The organism is Mesorhizobium sp. BR1-1-6, from assembly GCF_020165355.1.
GTDB lineage: Bacteria > Pseudomonadota > Alphaproteobacteria > Rhizobiales > Rhizobiaceae > Mesorhizobium.
Map to the genome: position 1 here is coordinate 78756 of NZ_JAIUHZ010000007.1, position 17714 is coordinate 96469.

Genomic DNA, 17714 nt, shown 5'->3' on the forward strand with positions numbered 1-17714 from the left:
GCACCGCCGGCAGGCGATTGGGCCTGAGGTATCGCGCCTGACCAGCCGGCGATATCCGTACCAGGGCAACGGACTGCGTTAACGGGTTCGGAGCCTTCGCGGCGCGCTGTTGAGGATCATTGAACGGAAAAACCCGCCTGTGCGGCGGGTCCCTGGCGCAACTCAGCACCATATCCAAATATCTATCATAGTTGCCTTCACCTCGTCAAGGAAAAAATTCCTATCACGAAAAGCTGCCCGGCCGGGACCGGCCGTCGTCAGGCCTTTGCAAACCCGAGTCGGATGCCTGACACGGGTACGAGTCCGGTTTCCTTTTTCGGGAGATCGACTATCGTGCCGGGATCCGCGAGGCATCGCGATCGGCGAGCGGCCTGCGGCTGAGGGAGCCCATGAGCAGGAACGCGACATCGTCCGTCTCGCCGCCATCGGTCAAACCTTCCAATTTTTCGACTTTTTCCATCGGCGTAGCGCTTTTCACTTGCACGGCCGTCCTGCTTTTGGCCGGCTGCCAGAAACAGGAAGCGGCGGAAAAAAAGCTGCCGATCATGGTGCGCACCGAGACCGTGGCGATGGCCGACTATGCGCCGAGAACCGCGCTGACCGGGGTGATCGCGGCGCGCACGCTGAACAATCTGTCGTTCCGGGTCGGCGGCCGCGTCGCCGAACGGCTTGCCGATGTCGGCCAGCATGTCGACAAGGGCGCGGTGCTTGCCCGCATCGACCCGCAGGAGCAGGAATCCGATTTGCGCTCGGCGCAGGCCGATCTCGACGCGGCGCAAGCGCAGTTGACCCAGTCCGCCGCCGCCTTCGAGCGGCAAAAGACGCTGCTTGCCCAGGGTTACACCACCAGGCGCGACTATGACGCCGCCGACCAGGCATTGAAGGTGGCGCAAGGCAGCCTCGACGCGGCGCAGAGCGCGCTCGCCAATGCCAAGCAGAACCTGTCCTTCACCGAACTCAAGGCTGGCGCCGCGGGCGTCATCACCGCCCGCCAAGTCGAAACCGGCCAGGTGGTGCAGGCTGCGCAGACCGTCTTCACCGTCGCCGAGGACGGCGACCGCGACGCGGTGTTCAACGTCCAGGAGACGTTGGTCGCCAGAACGCCGACCTCGCCGGCGGTGACGATCACGCTCCTGTCCGACCCGCAGATCAGGGCAACGGGCAAGGTGCGCGAAATCTCCCCGGCGGTCGATCCGGCGTCGGGCTCGATCCGGGTCAAGGTCGGCATTGCCGATACGCCCGCCGGCATGCCGCTGGGCGCGGCCGTCATCGGCTCGGTCGGCGCCAAACCGGCCAAGGCGATCCTGCTGCCCTGGCAGGCATTGACGTCCAGCGCCGGCAAGCCGGCGGTCTGGATCGTCGATCCCTCGACCGGTACGGTGACGATGGCACCGGTCGAGGTGCTGGCTTTCAATTCCGGCACCGTCGTCATCGCCAGGGGATTGGAGGAGGGCCAAAGCGTCGTCACCGCGGGCGGACAGCTGCTCAGTGCGGGTCAGAAAATCGAGATATCGGGAGCGGGCCGATGAGCCGGCTGCCGCGCCTCCTGCTTGGCGTGATCGCGCTTGGCGCGCTCGCCGCCTGCTCGAAGTCGGAGGAGAAGCCGCCGGAGATCATCCGGCCGGTGCTGTCGGTGGTGGTCGAGCCGCGCACCACGGAGGTCTTCGGCTTCGCCGGATCGGTCGAGCCGCAGGTCAGCGCCGATCTCGCCTTTCGCCTGCTCGGCCGGGTCGTGTCCCGCGACGTCAATGTCGGCGACATCGTCAGCAAGGGCACGACGATCGCGGCACTGGACCCGACCGCATTGGAGCTGTCGGTCCAGGCGGCCAAGGCCGAGCTCTCCAATGCCGAGGCACAGTTTGCCAACGCCGCCGCCAGCGAGGAGCGCCAACGCCAATTGCTTGCCAGCGCCAACACCACGCAAGCCGTGTTCGATGCCGCGCAGCAGGCGAGGAAGGCGGCCGAGGCCAGTGTCGAGCGGGCCAGGGCCTCGCTGGCCAAATCGCAGGAGCAGCTCGGCTATGCCAGGCTGTTCTCGGATTTCGACGGCGTCGTCACCGCTGTCGGCGCCGAGGTCGGCCAGACGGTCTCCCCCGGCCAGACGGTCGTCACCGTGGCGCGCTCGGACCCGCGCGAAGCGGTGGTCGATATTCCCGACCAGTTAACCGGCGATCTCACGGCCGGCACGCCGTTCCAGGTCATCCTGCAATCGCTGCCGACGATCCGGACCGAGGCCAAGCTGCGCGAGATCGCGCCGCAGGCCGAGGGCTCGACGCGCACGCGGCGCGTGCGGCTGACGCTCACCGATCCGCCGCAGGCCTTCCGGCTCGGCTCGACCGTGACGGCAACGCGCATGACCACGGTGGAGCCGACGATCGAACTGCCGCTGTCGGCGCTCTTCCAGAGGAACGGCTCCGACAGGGTGTGGGTCGTCGATGCGCAGACATCGAGCGTGAGCACGCGCGAGATCAAGGTTGCCTCCAGGAACGGCGGAACCTTCACGGTGGCTCAGGGACTGGAAGCGGGAATGCGCGTCGTCACCGCCGGCGTCCACAGCCTGACCGAAGGCCAGAAGGTCAAACTGCCCGCGGGAAGGGCCTCATGAAGGGCTTCAACCTCTCCGACTGGGCGCTCAACCACCGCTCGATGGTCTGGTATTTCATGCTGGTCTTCGTTGCGGCCGGCATCTTCTCCTACCTCAACCTCGGCCGCGAGGAAGACCCCGCCTTCACCATCAAGACCATGATCATCCAGGCCAATTGGCCCGGCGCTTCGGTCAAGGAGACGGTGCAGCAGGTGACCGACCGCATCGAGAAGAAGCTCGAGGAACTCGACAGCCTCGACTACACCAAATCCGTCACCACAGCCGGCCAGACCGTCATCTTCGTCAACCTGAAGGACACCACCAAGGCGCGCGACGTCGTGCCGAACTGGATTCAGGTGCGCAACATGGTCAACGATATCAAGGCGCAGTTCCCGCAAGGCGTCCAGGGACCGTTCTTCAACGACCGTTTCGGCGACGTCTACGGCAACATCTATGCCTTTACGTCGGACGGGCTGACGCCGCGCCAGCTGCGCGACTATGTCGAAGATGTCAGGACAAAAATCCTGACCGTGCCGAATGCCGGCAAGGTGGACCTGGTCGGTGCCCAGGACGAGGCGATCTACCTTGAATTCTCGACCCGCCAGATCGCGGCCCTCGGCCTAAACCAGCAGGCGATCGTGGCAAGCCTGCAGGCGCAGAACGCGATCACGCCGTCGGGCGTCATCCAGTCCGGCCCGGAACGCATCAGCGTGCGGGTCGGCGGCCAGTTCACCTCCGAAGAGAGCCTTCGCGCGATCAATCTTCGCGTCAACGACCGCTTCTTCCGGCTGAGCGACGTGGCGACGATCACGCGCGGCTATGTCGATCCGCCAACGGCACTGTTCCGCTTCAACGGCCAGGACGCGATCGGGCTCGCCATCGGCATGAAGCCCAACGCCAATCTGCTCAAATTCGGCGAGGCGCTGCATGAGGCGATGAACAAGGTGCTGGCAGACCTGCCGGTCGGCGTCGGCGTGCATCTGGTCGCCGACCAGCCGGTCATCGTCGAGGAAGCGGTCTCGGGCTTCACGCGCGCCTTGTTCGAGGCGGTGGCCATCGTGCTGGCCGTGTCCTTCATCAGTCTCGGCATGCGCGCCGGCTTCGTCGTGGCGCTGTCGATCCCGCTGGTGCTGGCCATCACCTTTACGGTCATGTCCTATCTCGGCATCTCGCTGCAGCGCATCTCGCTCGGTGCGCTGATCATCGCGCTCGGGCTTCTGGTCGACGACGCGATGATCGCGGTCGAGATGATGGTGGCGCGGCTGGAGGTCGGTGATAGCCTGCGCAAGGCGGCGACCTATGTCTACACATCGACCGCCTTTCCGATGCTGACCGGCACGCTGGTGACCGTCGCGGGCTTCATTCCGATCGGCCTCAACAACAGCGCCGCCGGCGAATACACCTTCACCCTGTTCGTGGTCATCGCCGTGTCGCTGCTGGTGTCGTGGATCGTGGCGGTGCTGTTCGCGCCGCTGCTCGGCGTCACCATCCTGCCGGCGGCGATGAAGACGAAGCATCACGACCAGCCGGGCCGCTTCACCTCGCTGTTCCGGCGTGCCCTTGTCGGCTCGGTGCGCCATCACTGGCTGACCATCATCGCCACGGTGCTGTTGTTTGCCGCCTCGATCGCCGGCTTCGGCCTGGTGCAGCAGCAGTTCTTCCCGCCATCGGACCGGCCGGAGCTGATCGTCGACTGGAACCTGCCGCAGAATTCCTCGATCGCCGACACGCGCGAGCAGATGGAGCGGTTCGAGCAGCGGGCGCTGGTCGGCAATCCCGACATCGACCATTTCTCGTCCTATATCGGCCAGGGCGCGGTGCGCTTCGTGCTCGCCTATGACGTGCAACCGGCCAATCCCTATTTCGGCCAGACGGTGATCGTCACCAAAAGCATCGAGGCTCGCAACCGGGTGAAGCCGGCGCTGGAAAAGCTGCTGCGCGAGGAATTCGTCGGCACCGACGCCTTCGTGAAGCTGCTCGAACTCGGACCGCCTGTCGGCCGCCCCGTGCAGTACCGCGTCGGCGGGCCCGACATCCAGACGGTGCGCGCGCTGGCGCAGCAATTCGCCGGCGTCATCTCGGCCAATCCCAAGCTCGCCGCGCCGACCTTCGACTGGAACGAGCCGCAGCGCGTGCTCAGGGTCGACGTGCTGCAGGACAAGGCACGCCAGCTCGGCATCACCTCCTCCGACATTGCGAGCGCGCTCAACAGCACCGTCGGCGGCGCCACCATCACGCAGGTGCGCGACGCCACCTACCTGATCAACGTCGTGGCGCGCTCGCGCGAGGCCGAACGCGGCTCGATCGAGACTTTGCAGAACATGCAGCTGCCGACGAGCACCGGCGAGGCCATCCCGCTCGCGGCGGTGGCCAATTTCCGATACGAGCTCGAACAGCCGACGGTGTGGCGGCGCGACCGCATCCCGACTATCACCGTGCGCGCCGGCCTGGTCGGCGACGTTCTGCCGGCAACAGTGGTCAACGAATTGAAGCCATCGGTCGATGCCTTCATCGCCAAGCTGCCGCCGGGCTATTCCGTCGAGACCGCCGGCTCCGTCGAGGAAAGCGCCAAGAGCCAGGGGCCGATCGCGGCCGTCGTGCCGCTGATGCTGTTCGTGATGGCAACCATCCTGATGGTCCAACTGCAGAGCTTCCAGCGCCTGTTCCTGGTGGTGGCGGTGGCGCCGCTCGGGCTGATCGGCGTGGTGGCGGCCCTGGTGCCGAGCGGCGCACCGCTCGGCTTCGTCGCCATCCTCGGCGTGCTCGCCCTGATCGGCATCCTGATCCGCAACTCGGTCATCCTGATCGTGCAGATCGAGGACCTTGTCGCGGAGGGCAAGGACCGCTGGGCCGCCGTCATCGAAGCGACGGAACACCGCATGCGGCCGATCGCCCTGACGGCCGCCGCCGCCAGCCTGGCGCTGATCCCGATTGCGCGCGAAGTGTTCTGGGGACCGATGGCCTACGCGATGATGGGTGGCATCATCGCGGGTACTGCGATCACGCTGCTGTTCCTGCCGGCGCTTTATGTGACGTGGTTCAGGATCAAGGAGCCGAAGCGTCGGGATGAGCCGCCCGCTCTGGAGACCGGCGAACCGGTGCAAGCTCAGACCTGAGACATTGCCGAGTCATTCGTTGTCGTTGGTGGGTGTGGGACGCGATTTTGCCCGCTGCCAAGGTGACGATTTTGAGCTGCGCCAGGCATGCCAGCCTTCCGGCAAGTCGGCCAAGATTTGGATGCTTTCATCCCGCTGCAAAACGCTTTGCAGGCTCACGATCATTATGTCGCCTTCTTCAACAGGTCCGGTTTCGCTGTTGTGGAATTGCCAACTGCCGTCGTCATCGTCATGCGAGACATATGCGATCCAGTCGCCCCGGGTTACTATGCCCCTGTCCAAAAGCACCCCGACGTTAGGAGGATCTGCAAACTGCCATTCCTTCATGACGTCCCCTAAGACGATCGGTTCGCAAGACAAGCGAATTCAAATAGCTCTCACAAACCCGTCGCTGGCCCGCAAGAGATTGCGCGTGTAATCCTTCGTCACGCGGCGTTCGACCAGGTCATCCGCCGTCAAATTCTCCACCGCCTCGCCGCTTTGCATCACCATCAGGCGCTCGCACATATGGGTGATGATGGCGAGGTCGTGGCTGACCATCAGGAAGGTGAGCTTGCGCCGCCGGCGGACCTCCTCGAGCAGGTTGAGCACCTCGGCCTGCACGGAGGCATCGAGCGCCGAGGTCGGCTCGTCGAGCAGCAGGACCGACGGTTCGAGGATGAGCGCGCGCGCGATCGCCACGCGCTGGCGCTGGCCGCCCGACAATTGATGCGAGTAGCGGAAGCGGAAGCCGTTGCCGAGACCGACCTCGTCGAGCGCCCGCTGGATGCGCTTTTCCCCGTCGCCAAAACCATGGATGGCGAGCGGCTCCTGCAGCAGGCGGTCGATGGTCTGGCGCGGGTGCAGCGAACCGTACGGATCCTGGAACACCATCTGCACTTCGCGGTAAAAGGCCTTGTCGCGGCGCGCGCCGAGCTTCTTGCCGTTGACCACGATGCTGCCCGAAGCGACCGGCGCAAGGCCGGCGATCGCCCTGAGCAGCGTCGATTTGCCGGAGCCGGATTCACCGACTAGGCCGAAGGATTCGCCCGGCTGCACGTCCAGGCTGACACCCTTCAGTGCGCGAAAGCGGTCGAAGATGACCTCCAGCCCGTCGACGGCGATTGCTGATGTCATGCCGCCCACTCCGGCTTACGGTCGAGCACCGGCAACGGGTGACGATCGGCGCCGATCTTGGGCATGCAGTTGAGCAGGCCGCGCGTGTAGGGATGCTGGGCGCGACCGAGTTCGGAGGCCTTGAGCTGCTCCACCACCTTGCCGGCATACATGACGATGACGCGGTCGCAAAAGGACGAGACCAGGCGCAGATCGTGCGAGATGAAGATCAGCCCCATGCCGCGCTCGCCGACCAGCCGGTCGAGAATGCCGAGCACGTCGAGTTGCACGGTGACGTCGAGCGCCGAGGTCGGCTCGTCTGCGATCATCATTTCCGGCCCGGCGATCAGCATCATGGCGATCATGGCGCGCTGGCCCATGCCGCCGGAGACCTCGTGCGGATGCAGGTCGAAGACACGCCGGGGGTCGCGGATCTGCACGGCTTCCAGCATGGCCAGCGCGCGCTCCCGCGCCTCGGCCTTGGAGACCTTCTCATGCGTGCGCAGCGTCTCGACGATCTGGCGGCCGATGCTCATCACCGGGTCGAGCGAATATTTCGGATCCTGCAGGATCATGGCGATGCGATTGCCCCGCAGCGCGCGGCGCTCGCGCGCCGAGACGCCGAGCAGGTCGATGCCGTCGAAGGCCAATTTATTGGCTGATATCCGCGCCTGTGGCGGCGTCAGCCCCATGATGGCACGGCCGGTCTGCGACTTGCCCGAGCCGCTCTCGCCGACAATGCCCAGCCTTTCGCGGCCGAGCGAGAAAGAGACGCCGCGCACGGCCTCGATCAGCCCGGTGCGCGTCGGGAAGGTGACGCGCAGATCGTCGACTTCGAGCAGCGTCTTGCTGTCAGCGTTCATTGGTCGCCGCTCCGGGGGTCGAGCGCGTCGCGCAGGCCGTCGCCAAGCAGGTTGAAGCCGAGGCTGACGATCAGGATGGCGAAGCCAGGCGCGCCGGCCACCCACCATTGGTCGAGCACGAAACGGCGGCCCGAAGCGATCATCGTGCCCCATTCGGGCAGCGGCGGCTGCGCGCCGAGCCCGAGGAAGCCGAGGCCGGCGGCGGTGAGGATGATGCCGGCCATGTCGAGCGTCACGCGGATGATCAGCGAGGAGATGCAGAGCGGCATGATGTGGCGCAGCACGATGCGGAAGGGCGAGGCCCCCATCAGTTCCACCGCCTTGATGTAATCGGAATTGCGCACGGTCAGCGTTTCGGCACGCGCGATGCGGGCATAGGGCGGCCAGGAGGTGATGGCGATGGCGAGCACCGCGTTCTCGATGCCGGGGCCGAGGGCCGCGACAAAGGCCAGCGCCAGGATCAGCTTGGGGAAAGCGAGGAAGATGTCGGTGATGCGCATCAGTATGGCATCGGTCCAGCCGCCGGCATAGCCGGCGACGGTGCCGACCACGAGGCCGATGGGGGCGGCGATGATGGCGACCAGGATAACGACATAGAGCGTCCAGCGCGAGCCGTAGAGAATGCGCGAGAGGATATCGCGGCCGAGATCGTCGGTGCCGAACCAGTGCTCGGCGCTTGGCGCCAGCAGGCGCGCATTCTTCAGATCGCCGAAAGTCGGCGAATAAGGCGCCAGTACCCCTGCAAGGGCGGCAATGACCAGCAGTGCGATGATGATGAGCAGGCCGAGAAAGGCCAGCCGATTGGCGGAAAAACGCCGCCACGCGACATAGGCGCGGCCGAGCCTCGCCTGTATGCGCGAGGCCGGCCGCTCGCTGAGCAGCCAGTCGCGGCGGGAGAGGGGGGCGGCGTCGGAGGCGGTCATGACGATGCCTCTTGGCGCTGTCGACCCCCACTCCGGTCTGCTTCGCAGACCATCTCTTCCTCGTTCGACGGGGGAGAGGAAAGGTGGCCCGAAGGGCCGGGGTGGGCCGCAGCCGAGCCTGAAAGTGGGATTCCTCTGCTCATCTTACCTTGGTCCTCGGGTCGAGCACGCGGTAAAGCAGGTCGGACAGAAGATTGATGGCTATGAACACCGAGCCGATGACGATGGTGCCGCCGAGCACCGCGTTCATGTCGGCATTCTGCAGCGAATTGGTGATGTAGAGGCCGATGCCAGGCCAGGAGAAGACCGTCTCGGTCAACACCGAACCTTCCAGCAGCCCGGCATAGGAGAGCGCGATCACGGTCACCATCGGCACGGCGGCATTGCGCAATGCATGAGCCCAGATGATGCGGGTTTCCGATAGGCCCTTGGCGCGCGCGGCAACGATGTATTCCTGGGTGAGTTCGTTGAGCATGAAGGAGCGCGTCATGCGGCTGATATAGGCGAGCGAGAAATAGCCGAGCAGCGAGGCCGGCAGGATGATGTGGCGGAACGCGTCCCAGAAGACATCCCACTGCCCCTGCATCGCCGAATCGAGAAGGTAGAAGCCAGTGATCGGCGTGAAGGTGTATTCGTAGACGACGTCGAGCCGCGCCGGGAAAGCCACCCATTGCAGCTTGGCGTAGAACAGGACGAGCCCGAGCAGGCCAAGCCAGAAGATCGGCACGGAATAGCCGATCAGGCCGATGACGCGGACGACCTGGTCGATGAGGCTGCCGCGCCTGACGGCAGCCAGCACACCCAGCGGCACGCCGAACAGCGCGCCGATCAGTGTCCCCAACGTCGCCAGTTCCGTCGTTGCCGGAAGGGCGCGGCGGACGTCGGTCATGACCGGATTGGTGGTCAGCACCGAGGTGCCGAAATCACCATTGAGGGCATTTTTGACATAAATATAGAACTGCTCGACCAGCGGCAGGTCGAGGCCCATCTCGCGGCGCGTGCGTTCCACGACATTGGCCGGCGCCCGGTCGCCGAGCACGGCCAACACCGGGTCGATGGGGATGACGCGGCCAATGAAAAAGGTCACCGCGAGCAGACCGAGATAGGTCGTGATCGCGATCACCAGGAAGCGGCCGATCGATGAGAAAATGGCGACGGCACGGGCGCTGCCGCGCCCTGCCGCCGCCTGATTTTCAGCTACGCTCATCCGCCGGCGCTATTCCTTGGAAACCGGCCCAACGAAATTGGTGTCGAAGCTCGGGCCGAGCGCGAAACCCTTGAGGTTCTTGCGCAACCCGGCGACTTCCAGCTGCTGATGGATGATGACGAAGGGACTGGTATCGAGGATCTTCTGCTGCAGATCCTTGTACATGTCGGCGCGCTTGCCCGAATCCTTCTCCAGCAAAGCGGCTTCGGTTTGCTTGGTCAGGTCCGGAATATCCCAGGCGTTGCGCCAGGCCAGCGTCTTGGACTTGCCCTCATCCGAATTGTCCGGGTTCGAGGCAAAGGTCTGGGCATTGGAGTTCGGATCGAAATAGTCCTGGCCCCACTGACCGATATAGATGTCGTGGTTGCGGGCGCGGTACTTGGTCAACGTCTGCTTGCCGTCGCCGGGAATGATCTCCAGCTTGATACCGGCCTGGCCGAGCGTCTGCTGGATCGATTCCGCCATGCCGGTTGTCGGCTGGCCGGTGCGCACATCCATGGTCACGCTGAAGCCGTCGGGCAGGCCTGCCTTGGCCAGCAGTTCCTTGGCCTTGGCGACGTCGAGCTTGAACGGGTTCTTGTCCAGTTCTCCGAGCACGCCCTTGGGCAGGAAAGTCTGGTGGATTTCACCGATGCCCTTGAGGATGGTCGAGCTCAGCGCGTCATAGTCGACCAGATATTTGAAGGCCTGGCGGACTTCGGGCTTGGCGAGGTTCTGGTTCTTCTGGTTGAGGCTGATGTAGTAGACAGTTCCCTTCGGCGCACTGGTTGTGGTGAGGTCGGCGTTCTTGGCAATGGCGTCGAGGTCGTTCGGCTCGAGATTGCGGGCGACGTCGATGTCGCCGGCCTCAAGCGCCAGGCGCTGTGCCGAGCTTTCCTTCATGTTGCGGTAGATGACGCGGGCAAGCTTTGCCTTTTCGCCGTAGTAATTGTCGTTCCGTTCGAGCACGACGGCCTCGTTGGCGCGCCACTCACGCAGCTTGTAGACGCCCGAGCCGGCATAGCCGGTCTTCAGCCAGGCATTGCCGAAATCATTGTCCCATTTGTAGTCGGCGCTCGGCGTGACCGCCGCGACATGTTCCTTGACCAGCTTGGCGTCGACGACCGAGGCGACGGTGGCCGACAGGCAGTTCAACACGAAGCTCGGCGCATAGGCCTTGTCGACGATGAACTGGAAGGTGGTGTCATCGACCGCCTTGGCTTTTTCGGCGACATTGTCGCCGCTGATCCCGAACTGGTCGATGATGAAGGCCGGGCTCTTGTCCAGCTTGACGGCGCGTTCGAACGAATAAGCGACGTCGGCCGCGGTGATCGGGTTGCCCGAGGCGAATTTCAGGCCGGGCTTGAGCTTGAACGTGTAGGTCAGGCCATCGTCCGAGACGGTCCAGCTTTCGGCGAGGTCGCCCTTGACCTTGGAGGTGTCGCTGAGGTCGAGCCGGACCAGCAGGTCATAGGTGTTGCCGGTGACCTCGGCGGTCGACAGCTCGAATGCCTCGCCCGGATCCATGGAGATGATGTCATCGATGGCAAAGCCTTCGACCAGCGTGTCGGCTGGCGTGACCGCGCCAGCCGGCGCTCCCGCCAGAAGCAGCGCCGACATTGCGGCACCCGCAAGCAGAATGCGGGATCGTAGAGCAAGCTTTTCCATCATCATGGTGATTGTTCCCTGTTTTGTTGACCTGAGTTCCCGGCTCAGGGTTGCGGTGTTTTTCCAGGCCGACAAGGGCCCCCTTTGACCACTTACCGTCGTGGTTTTTGTCCAGTTGGTCAACAGCATATCCGGCGGCCTCGCGGCGGGCAACGAGCATTTATGCGTCGGCTCACTGGATCATAGTGGCAGGCGGGCGAGCGGGAGCATGCGAAGGCCAACAGAGGCCCGCATTCGAGAAAAAACCCTGACGTGGGAGTTACTTCAGAGCAGCGACCAGGCCGGCATCGGGGAAGCAGGTGGCGGGCTTGCCGTTCTTTTCCTGCCAGGCGCCGATCGAGCGGCGGGTCTTGAAGCCGGGCAGTCCGTCGGCACTGCCGACATCGTAGCCCTTGGCCTCCAGCGCCCGCTGCAGGGCGGCGATATCGGAGCGGTGGAGGTCACCGACCGCGCCCCAGTTGCCGGAAAAATTGGCATCGCCATGGGCGATGCGATCGGCGCCATGGCCTATGAACAGGGCATAGAGGTCGCTGGTGTTGTATTGCTTCAGCACGTAGAAATTGGGCGTGGCGATGAAGCCCGGGCCGCTGCGGCCGGCCGGCATCAGCAGGAAGCCCTCGGCCTTCAGCTCGCTCGCCGGGAATGCCTTGCCGCCGACACGCTTGATGCCCATTGCGGCCCATTGCGAGATTGTCTTGCCCTGGTCGGGGCCTTCGAGCGAACAGGAGACGCTCTCGGGAACGGTCACTTCGAATCCCCAGCCACGTCCCCTCACCCAGCCATAATGGACGAGATAGTTGGCGATGGAGGCGAGCACGTCAGGCGTCGAGCTCCAGATGTCGACGCGCCCGTCGCCATCGAAATCGACGGCATGCTTGAGGAACGACGTCGGCATGAATTGCGGCTGGCCGAGCGCGCCGGCCCAGGACGATTTCATCGCATCCACCGGGGCCAATCCGCGCTGGACGATCTCGAGCGCCGCCAGCAGCTCGGTGCGGAAGAAGTCCTTCCTCGTCGACATGAACGCCTTGGTGCCGAGCACCTCGAAGGCGTCGTAAGGCATCTTCGCCGCGCCGAACCCTGTTTCGCGGCCCCAGATCGCCAAAAGGACCTCGCCCGGCACGCCATAGCGCTTTTCGATCGCGGCGAGTGTCCTGGCGTTGGCCGCCTCGCGCGTCCGCCCGCCCGATGTGACCGCGCGGATGGTCTTCTCGGCGAAATAGGCGCCGGGCGAGCCGAACTCGGCCTGATGCTGCTTCTGCGGCGTCTTCGGCTTCTCGCCGGGCATGACAAGATCGGGCAGCTTGAGATTGGGTTTGACGCCGTCGAAAGCGGCATCGAAGGTCTGCTTGGAAATGCGCTTGGCCTTGGCGTCAGGCCACAGATCGCTCCGGAGCCAGGCGCGGAACTGGTTGTCGACTTTGGCGGCCGAGGCGGGGGTGGAGAGGAACAGTGCAGCCAGTATCGCCAGGAAAAACGCAAAGCAGAACTTGCGGAGGCCGCGTTCCTTGGCGCCCCCCTCTGGCCTGCCGGCCATCTCCCCCTCAAGGGGGGAGATCGACTGTTGTCTCTGCCTTCGCCAAACACCGCCGTTGAAAAGGAGATGCCGGCTGCGAAATTGCCAATCTCCCCCCTTGAGGGGGAGATGTCCGGCAGGACAGAGGGGGGCGCCACGGAACGCCAACTTTTGAGGATGCGGGATCATCGTGACAAGCATCCTTCCCCGCAATCGCGTCAAAACGCCGTCCTGGAGCGCAGCGCTGCCGCCAGCGTGCCTTCGTCGAGATAATCGAGTTCGCCCCCGACCGGCACGCCGTGGGCCAGCCGCGTTATCTTCACCTCGAAACCGGACAATTGATCGGTCAGGTAATGGGCCGTGGTCTGGCCCTCCACCGTGGCATTGACGGCCAGGATGATCTCCTTGACCTCGCCGCCGGCGACGCGGTCGACCAATGAGCGGATGTTGAGCTGATCGGGGCCGATGCCGTCGAGCGGCGACAGCGTGCCGCCCAGCACGTGGTAGCGCACGTTCATCGCCGCCGCCCGCTCCAGCGCCCACAGATCAGAGACGTCCTCGACGACGATCAGCGTGCCGGCGTCACGGCGCGGATCGGTGCAGATCATGCAGGGGTCCGACGTGTCGACATTGCCGCAGGTGGAGCAAATGCGCACCTTGTCGGCCGCCTCGCCCATGGCGGCGGCGAGCGGCGACAGCAGCTGTTCCTTCTTCTTGATCAAATGCAGCGCGGCGCGCCTGGCCGAACGAGGACCAAGCCCCGGCACTTTGGCCAGGAGTTGGATCAGGCGTTCGATCTCGGGACCCGCGATTCGCTTGGACATTGCCCTGATCTAGAGCAATTCCGCGAAAAGTGCGAAGCGGTTTTGCGTCCGGACCGCGTCTCCAACCAGCACCGGCAGGCCGTCAAGTGCGGCCCGCCTCAGTTGGTTTCGAGCGGACGGCTCTGGCTGACGATCATCGCGCCGATGGCATCGGTGTTCTCAGGCGTCGACTGGAATCCCATCGCCGCTTCCTGCGGCGCGCCCTGCACCGAGGAAATGACCTTCGTGTTCAAGGTCCCGCCAAAACGAGCGGCGTCCGGTTCCTCCATCGGCTCCTGCATCGCCACCATCGTCGGCTTTTCCTGGACGCGCGCAGACTTTGCGGCCGGCGCAGCCGATGCCGTCACGTAGGTCTGCTGGGCCGCCTTGCCGGAGCGCATCGGCTCCGCCGCGGCAGTCACGTAGGCCGCAGCGGTGCGATCGGATGTCTTGGCCGCCGGCTCGGCGGAAGCAACACGAGTCGCGGCAACTCCGGGCAAGGCTGCTGGCTGCTCGGCCGAGGCGACCGCGACCGTCGGCTCGTCCGGCAGCGGCTGCCAGTTGCGGCCGCGCTTCTCGTAGAACGCATTGCCGCCGGCGACCATGGTGTAATGCATGTTCTTGTAGGGGAAGCGCAGGCCCGCGGTGTGGAAATACATCGTGTTCTTGAGCTTGGCCTTGCGCTCGCCCTTGAGCACGGCGTCGGCGGCTTCCTCGACATCGGGCATGGCACGCGAATTCATCGGCCTGGTCATGACGCCGGGCGCGAACTGGCCGCGCTCGCCCACCACCGCGCAGATGGTGTCACCATGTTTGCCGGAGCGCAGCCGGTTCATCACGACAGTGCCGACGGCGATCATGCCATCGCGGCTCGACCGGTTGGATTCGAAGAACATCGCCCTTTCCAGGCATTCCCTGTCCTTCGGCGTGTGGTAGCCGCGAGAGCTCAGGAAACTCGGCGTGATGGCGTCGGTCAGGCTGGACATGCCGTGTGACGCGGTCTGGCTGCAAGCGGCCAGGAACAGGGGAGACGTGACGACGCCGAGCAACAGCGGCGTCTTCCATCGCGTGGCAATCAACAGGTAACCCTCTCACTTCGATGCCCGCCCCCAGGCTGCGGCAAGAATGAGACACTTTCGGGCAAAATGATGGCTAAAACGTTATTGGTGAGATGCTGTTGCCAAACTGGCACAGTTACGTGGCAAGATCCGGACTTCAAGCCTTTGTTTTATGCACGCCCTTGTCCAGGCCGAGACCGCTTTTGGACGACATGCATTATCGCTCGGCTGAAATCGCTGCCGGCCGTCCTGGCTCAATTTCTTCGAATTTCTCCGAGAACAGCCCGCGCTTCAGGAACAATGCTCGCGCATTGCGGGCGACCGGCGCGATCTTTCCCGGCCAGTCGCTGTCGATGAACTCGGACCTGGTGAAATCGGGGTTGGCCTCTCCGGCAGCCTCCAGGAAATCCGCGATCTCCAGCACGATGGCGCGTTCTTCCTTCGAGAGCGCCGAAGTGCCCGCTTCGATCGAGGGGCGATGCACGAAATCCTCGAACAGGTTGAAATAGCCCTTGATGCCGACGAGATCGACGCCGGCATCAGAATCGGCCAGGATTTCCAGGATCTCGTAGATCCTGTTGCGGATACGCTGCTCGATCAGCCTTTCGGACGGCTCTTCGGCCATGGCCAACTAGTCTTTGGCTTTATGCATGTCGTTATCCCCAAAACCGTCGCACACTCTTGGGCGACATGCATCTAGAACGGCAGTTTCATTCCCGGCGGAATCGGCAGGCCGGCGGTCAGCGCCTTGGTCTTTTCCTGCATGATCTGCTCGACCTTGGCCTTGGCGTCATTGTGAGCGGCCAGAAGCAGGTCTTCGAGGATCTCGACCTCATCCTCCTTGAACAGAGACGGGTCGATCTTCAGCGACTTCATCTCAAACTTGCCGGTCAACGTGACAATGACCAGGCCGCCGCCGGCCTGGCCGACGGCTTCGACCGTGGCGATCTCGTCCTGCATAGCCTGGAACTTGGCTTGCATTTCCTTCGCCTTGCCCATGAGGCCGAGAAGATCTTTCATGGTCCGATCCTTTGCAAAGTCGTGGTTTCGTCAGGGTTCGTCGTCGTCCGCCGGCGGCTCGACCGGCACTTCGGCTTCGACCGCGTCGGCTTCCGGCGCGTCGGGAATGCGCACGTCGATGATCCTGGCGCCGGGAAAACGCGCCAGGATGGCGGCGACCGTCGGATCGCTCTTGGCATCGAGCAAAGCGTTCTCGCGCCTGGTCGATTCCATTTCGGCCAGCGTCTGGCCGCCCTCTTCCTTCGACAGCGACACCAGCCAGTTGCGGCCGGTCCAGGCGCGCAGCTTGGTCGTCAAATCGTTGAGCAGCATTTTGGGCGCATCGTCGGTCAGGCTGACGTCGATGCGGCCGGGCTCGATGCGCACGAGGCGGATGCAGCGCTTGACCAGCACCTTGAAGGCGATGTCGCGCTGCGCGTCGGCAAGGGCGACAATATCGGCCAGCGATTTCAGCGGTATTGGCTGCGCCTCCGGCGCCGGCTGCACAGGCGCAATGAAGGCGGCCGGAGCGGCTTCCACCAGCCGCATGGTCTGCGCGCCGCCCGACCCGCCGGGCATGCGCGCCTGCGCCACTGCGCTGGCGCCGTTGCCACCAGGAGCGCCGCCATTACCGGGGCTCGCCGGCGCGCCGTTCGAACGCGGCGCCGCGCCCGGCGCCGGCAGGCCGTTCTCCAGCGATCTCAATGCTTCGTCCAGCGTCGGCAAGTCGGCCGCGTGCGCCAGCCGGATCAGCACCATCTCGGCAGCACTTACCGGGCGGTTGGAGGACTGCACCTCCGGGATGCCCTTGAGCAGCATCTGCCACGTCCGCGACAGCACCTTGATCGAGAGCGTCCGCGCGAAATCTGCGCCGCGCTCGCGCTCGTCCTGCGACAGCGCCGCGTCGTCGGCGGCGGCCGGCACGAAACGCAGCCGGGTGACGAGATGGTTGAATTCGGCAAGGTCGGTCAGCACGGCGGCCGGATCGGCGCCGGTGTCGTATTGCGCGCGCAATTCCGCCAGTGCCGCGGCAACGTCACCTTTCATGACATGTTCGAACAAATCGACGACGCGGGCGCGATCGGCGAGACCCAGCATCGCGCGCACGGCTTCGGCGCTGACCGCACCGCCGCCATGCGCGATGGCCTGGTCGAAAATCGATTGAGCATCGCGCATCGACCCCTCGGCCGCGCGCGCGATCATCGCCAGCGCGTCGTCTTCCGCCTCGATGCCTTCCAGGCCCGCTATCCGGGCGAGATCAGCCTTCACCACAGCCGCATCGATGCGCCTCAGGTCAAAGCGCTGGCAGCGCGACAGCACGGTGATCGGCACCTTGCGGATTTCGGTGGTGGCGAAGATGAACTTGACGTGCGGCGGCGGCTCTTCCAGCGTCTTCAACAGGCCGTTGAAGGCCTGCGTCGACAGCATGTGCACTTCGTCGATGATGTAGACCTTGTAGCGGGCCGAGACCGGCGCGTAGCGCACCCGTTCGATGATGTCCCTGATGTCGTCGATACCGGTGTGCGAGGCGGCATCCATCTCGATGACGTCGACATGGCGGCCTTCCATGATCGCCTGGCAATGCTCGCCGAGCACGGCAAGGTCGACGGAAGGCTGGTCGATTGTTGCCGTTTTATAATTCAGGGCCCGCGCGAGAATGCGCGCCGTCGTGGTCTTGCCGACGCCGCGCACGCCGGTCAACATCCAGGCCTGGGCGATGCGGCCGGTGGCGAAAGCGTTGGTGAGCGTGCGCACCATCGGCTCCTGGCCGACCAGTTCGGAGAAATTCGCCGGACGGTACTTGCGCGCCAGCACGCGATAGGCGCCAGCCTTGCCTATCTCCAGGCTTTTTGGTCCCGAATTTCCGGCTTCGCTCATTCGCCCGCAAAACTCCAAATGGCCG

Annotated in this window: 15 protein-coding genes and 1 pseudogene; 3 read left to right on the forward strand and 13 right to left on the reverse strand. The window is 64.5% G+C overall.

Annotated features, from left to right (window positions below):
- Window positions 1-328: 328 nt before the first annotated feature.
- Window positions 329-547: a hypothetical protein gene (locus LB545_RS15920; protein ID WP_224618226.1), complete on the reverse strand. Its 219-nt coding sequence runs from the start codon at window positions 545-547 to the stop codon at window positions 329-331.
- Here LB545_RS15920 and LB545_RS15925 point away from each other — a divergent pair.
- The 3 genes from LB545_RS15925 to LB545_RS15935 are packed head-to-tail and all read left to right on the forward strand — an operon-like array spanning window position 546 to window position 5700.
- Window positions 546-1529 carry an efflux RND transporter periplasmic adaptor subunit gene (locus tag LB545_RS15925; RefSeq protein WP_224705436.1) on the forward strand — a complete coding sequence of 328 codons (984 nt, stop codon included), beginning with the start codon at window positions 546-548 and terminating at the stop codon, window positions 1527-1529. The two genes, LB545_RS15920 and LB545_RS15925, sit on opposite strands and share 2 nt — an antisense overlap.
- Entirely contained in the window at window positions 1526-2605 is a 1080-nt protein-coding gene (locus LB545_RS15930; RefSeq protein WP_224705438.1) for an efflux RND transporter periplasmic adaptor subunit, read from the forward strand. Before LB545_RS15925 ends, LB545_RS15930 begins: the two co-directional genes overlap by 4 nt.
- A complete protein-coding gene (locus LB545_RS15935; RefSeq protein ID WP_224705440.1) occupies window positions 2602-5700 on the forward strand; it encodes an efflux RND transporter permease subunit in 3099 nt (1032 codons plus the stop codon). The genes LB545_RS15930 and LB545_RS15935 overlap by 4 nt, the downstream gene beginning before the upstream one ends.
- Window positions 5701-5712: 12 nt before the next feature.
- Here the strand turns inward: LB545_RS15935 and LB545_RS15940 are convergent, their stop codons facing one another.
- The 12 genes and pseudogenes from LB545_RS15940 to LB545_RS15995 all read right to left on the reverse strand — a co-directional run bounded on the left by LB545_RS15940 (window position 5713) and on the right by LB545_RS15995 (window position 17689).
- On the reverse strand, window positions 5713-6027 hold the full coding sequence (locus LB545_RS15940) for a hypothetical protein (protein WP_224705442.1): 315 nt from the start codon (window positions 6025-6027) through the stop codon (window positions 5713-5715).
- A gap of 39 nt (window positions 6028-6066) precedes the next feature.
- Entirely contained in the window at window positions 6067-6816 is a 750-nt protein-coding gene (locus tag LB545_RS15945) for an ABC transporter ATP-binding protein (protein ID WP_140523828.1), read from the reverse strand.
- A complete protein-coding gene (locus tag LB545_RS15950) occupies window positions 6813-7658 on the reverse strand; it encodes an ABC transporter ATP-binding protein (protein ID WP_140523825.1) in 846 nt (281 codons plus the stop codon). Before LB545_RS15950 ends, LB545_RS15945 begins: the two co-directional genes overlap by 4 nt.
- The gene (gene nikC / locus LB545_RS15955) at window positions 7655-8581 is read right to left on the reverse strand and encodes a nickel transporter permease (RefSeq protein WP_140559687.1); all 927 of its coding nucleotides are present in this window, start codon (window positions 8579-8581) and stop codon (window positions 7655-7657) included. Before nikC ends, LB545_RS15950 begins: the two co-directional genes overlap by 4 nt.
- Window positions 8582-8720: 139 nt before the next feature.
- Window positions 8721-9788: an ABC transporter permease gene (locus LB545_RS15960; protein WP_224705445.1), complete on the reverse strand. Its 1068-nt coding sequence runs from the start codon at window positions 9786-9788 to the stop codon at window positions 8721-8723.
- A gap of 9 nt (window positions 9789-9797) precedes the next feature.
- Window positions 9798-11441: an ABC transporter substrate-binding protein gene (locus LB545_RS15965; protein WP_140496855.1), complete on the reverse strand. Its 1644-nt coding sequence runs from the start codon at window positions 11439-11441 to the stop codon at window positions 9798-9800.
- A gap of 253 nt (window positions 11442-11694) precedes the next feature.
- A complete protein-coding gene (locus LB545_RS15970; RefSeq protein WP_224705447.1) occupies window positions 11695-12972 on the reverse strand; it encodes a lytic murein transglycosylase in 1278 nt (425 codons plus the stop codon).
- A gap of 197 nt (window positions 12973-13169) precedes the next feature.
- The gene (recR, locus tag LB545_RS15975) at window positions 13170-13775 is read right to left on the reverse strand and encodes a recombination mediator RecR (RefSeq protein WP_140513120.1); all 606 of its coding nucleotides are present in this window, start codon (window positions 13773-13775) and stop codon (window positions 13170-13172) included.
- Between the two features lie 98 nt (window positions 13776-13873).
- Window positions 13874-14833, reverse strand: a complete 960-nt coding sequence (locus tag LB545_RS15980; RefSeq protein WP_140523817.1) for a cell wall hydrolase — start codon at window positions 14831-14833, stop codon at window positions 13874-13876.
- A 196-nt stretch (window positions 14834-15029) separates the two neighbouring features.
- Window positions 15030-15437 (reverse strand): hypothetical protein, encoded by a 408-nt coding sequence (locus LB545_RS15985; RefSeq protein WP_140556746.1) that lies wholly within the window; start codon window positions 15435-15437, stop codon window positions 15030-15032.
- A 71-nt stretch (window positions 15438-15508) separates the two neighbouring features.
- Window positions 15509-15838, reverse strand: a pseudogene (locus LB545_RS15990) (YbaB/EbfC family nucleoid-associated protein); the annotation flags it as partial.
- Window positions 15839-15862: 24 nt separating this feature from the next.
- Window positions 15863-17689 carry a DNA polymerase III subunit gamma/tau gene (locus LB545_RS15995; protein WP_140556747.1) on the reverse strand — a complete coding sequence of 609 codons (1827 nt, stop codon included), beginning with the start codon at window positions 17687-17689 and terminating at the stop codon, window positions 15863-15865.
- Between the last annotated feature and the right edge of the window lie 25 nt (window positions 17690-17714).